Origin of the sequence: Primorskyibacter marinus (genome assembly GCF_003313245.1) — a bacterium.
Taxonomy (GTDB): Bacteria; Pseudomonadota; Alphaproteobacteria; order Rhodobacterales; family Rhodobacteraceae; genus Primorskyibacter; species Primorskyibacter marinus.
Genome location: NZ_QJSD01000049.1, coordinates 1 through 2,516, shown reverse-complemented (window position 1 = coordinate 2,516; position 2,516 = coordinate 1). Strand labels below are relative to the sequence as shown.

Annotated in this window: 2 pseudogenes; one reads left to right on the top strand and one right to left on the bottom strand. The window is 56.4% G+C overall.

The window, feature by feature from the left end:
- Positions 1–114: 114 nt before the first annotated feature.
- A pseudogene (locus tag DMZ65_RS19295) lies at positions 115–1,408 on the top strand (IS110 family RNA-guided transposase).
- A 202-nt stretch (positions 1,409–1,610) separates the two neighbouring features.
- Here DMZ65_RS19295 and DMZ65_RS19290 read toward each other — a convergent pair.
- Positions 1,611–2,453 (bottom strand): annotated as a pseudogene (locus DMZ65_RS19290) (IS3 family transposase); the annotation flags it as partial.
- Positions 2,454–2,516: the final 63 nt, after the last annotated feature.

The following is a 2,516-nucleotide window of genomic DNA, read 5'->3' as shown; positions in this document are numbered from 1 at the left end:
ATTGAGAGGCTTTGAGCGCCTGCGTAGTCTTCGTATAACGAAGCAGGTGGTCATAGCCGTGCCTCAGATCCCTACAGTGGTTTTGCACAAACCACACTGCAAGGGAGACCGACTATGACCGAGACCAGCATTGCACAGAACGCGATCATTTTGGTGGCGATCGATATCGCGAAAGCGCGTCATGAAGTTTTGATTGCCATTCCTGGCAAGAAACGACGCCGTAGATTGACGGTGCTTACCCAACGGGACGACTTCAAGCGCTTGATCGCTTTCTTGACCAGTTACGGCTTCCCGGTCCAGGTGGCGTTTGAGGCTACGGGCAATGACCATCGCGCCATAGCTTATCATCTGGCCGCAGCAGACTTTGAGATGAAGTGGGTATCTTCGGTGTCCTTGGCCCGCACCCGCGCAGCCCTACACAATAGCTGGGACAAAAATGATCCCAAGGACGCCCAGGTCATCCTCCACATGATGGAGATCGGGAACACCGAGTTATATTACGACCCATTGGCCTGCGGCACCAATGACATCCAGGAGCTGTCAAAAACCCATGACATTGTATCCAAGTCGAAGACCCAGCTTTGGCACCGCATCCTGATGCATTATCTGCCGCTATACTTTCCCGAGGCAGACCGGTTTCATCGCAGTTCGCGCGGTGACTGGTTCTTTGCCTTTCTGGAACGTTATCCGTCGGCCCACTTGATCTCAGCGATGGATAGGGCGGCGTTCATCGCTGAGGCTTGGGGTGTCGTGGGTCGCAAAGTTGCCAAAGAGCGTTTACTTACAGATATCTACGAGACCGCCAAAACATCTGTATAGGCCTGCCCGTTGGTCCACATTCTGACGCCGTCAGTATGTTCCGCTTGGTTCTTGGCGAAGGGCGCGGTCTGATCGCGCAACGCAATCAGATTGAAGCCCGCGCCGTCGAACTGCTCCAAGATTTACCTGATTACCAATTGCTGACATCTGTCCCGGGGATCGGCCCGATCAATGCCCTGACCATTCTGGCCGAGGCGGGTGATCTTCGCCGTTTCAACCATCACCGTCAGTTCTTGAAGTTTTGTGGCATGGACCTCGCCACCATCCAATCGGGCACCTTCCGCGGTCAGACCAAGCTCTCAAAATACGGCAACGCCCGTTTGCGCCGAACCCTGTGGATGGCCGGGCAAGTCGCCATTCTCCAAAAAACGAACAGCTTCCGTGACAAGTTCGAGCGCTACATCGCCAAAGATCGTCATAATACCCATTTGCGCCGAAAAGCGTACACAGCAATCGCCGCCAAGATGGCCCGAACCGCACACGGGATCATAAAAAACGGTGAACCATATCGCCCCTTCTTTGAAGGGTGATCAGCAGCAGTAGGACCTTTCTCTGTAAGGGCCGTGGAGGCAGACATCTGACCTCGTAGATAATGTTTAGGCCTTCTGCTCAACGACCGAAGATCTCGTCTTAAGGACGGTGAGAGCCGCAAAAAGCGTACTCTGTGTTTGTTATGGGAGAGACAGTTCGTTGACCAAAACGCCAAACTGAGCCATCCTGCGAACGTGTCGGGGCACTTCGACACGACAATGATCTGTTGCCAAATCAGCCATGCATTCCGCGCATAGGACGTTATCGCTGACAATGCTGACTGGCTTTCCATAGACCCGCACAAGGGCATCCAGTTCTCGGGCCACCCGTGCACCGGAGATGCTGGTGTCTGCCATGAGGCACAGGTTCTCTCGGCAGCAGTCATCATTCACTGCCAAGATGCGGAACTTCCGCGAGGCACCGAAGCTGTCTGCCAGGAAGTCCAGGGACCAGCGCTGGTTGGGCTGTATGGCTGCGGGCATCGGCGTGCGTGAGCCCCGGGCGCGCTTGTGGCCCCGCCGCCGCTTCACCGCAAGGCCTTCTTCCTGGTAGAGGCGGTAGAGTTTTTTGTGGTTCATGATCATGCCTTTTCGTTCAAGCAGCACACCGATCCGCCGGTAGCCGAACCGGCGGCGTTTGCCAGCGATCTCCTTCATCTCCTGGCGGATCTCAGGATGGTCGGGCGGGCGTTCGCGCAGGACCGTCTTGGGGTCGACACCGACAAGTCGGCAGGCCCTGCGCTGCGAGATGTCATGACTCCGCATTGCATTGAGCGCTGCCTCTCGCCGCTCTTTCGTTCGCCATTGTGCTCGAACCAATGGCGCATCAATGGCTCACCGTCAGCTTTTTCCCAGCAGATCTTTCAGAACCACGTTGTCGAGCATCGTGTCGGCCAGCAGCCGCTTCAGCTTGGCATTCTCATCTTCCAGCGCCTTCAGCCGCGCCGCCTCCGATACCTCCATGCCGCCGTACTTGGACTTCAGCTTGTAAAAGGTCGCCGGGCTCAGCCCATGCCGACGGCACACCTCCGCCGTCGGCATCTCGGCTTCCTGCTCTTTGATCATCCCGATGATTTGCGCCTCGGTGAAACGGCTCTTACGCATTCGTCTGGCTCCTACAAGGGTTGGGCAGACTCTACTTCATGGTGAGGGATTTTGCGGGGGGGG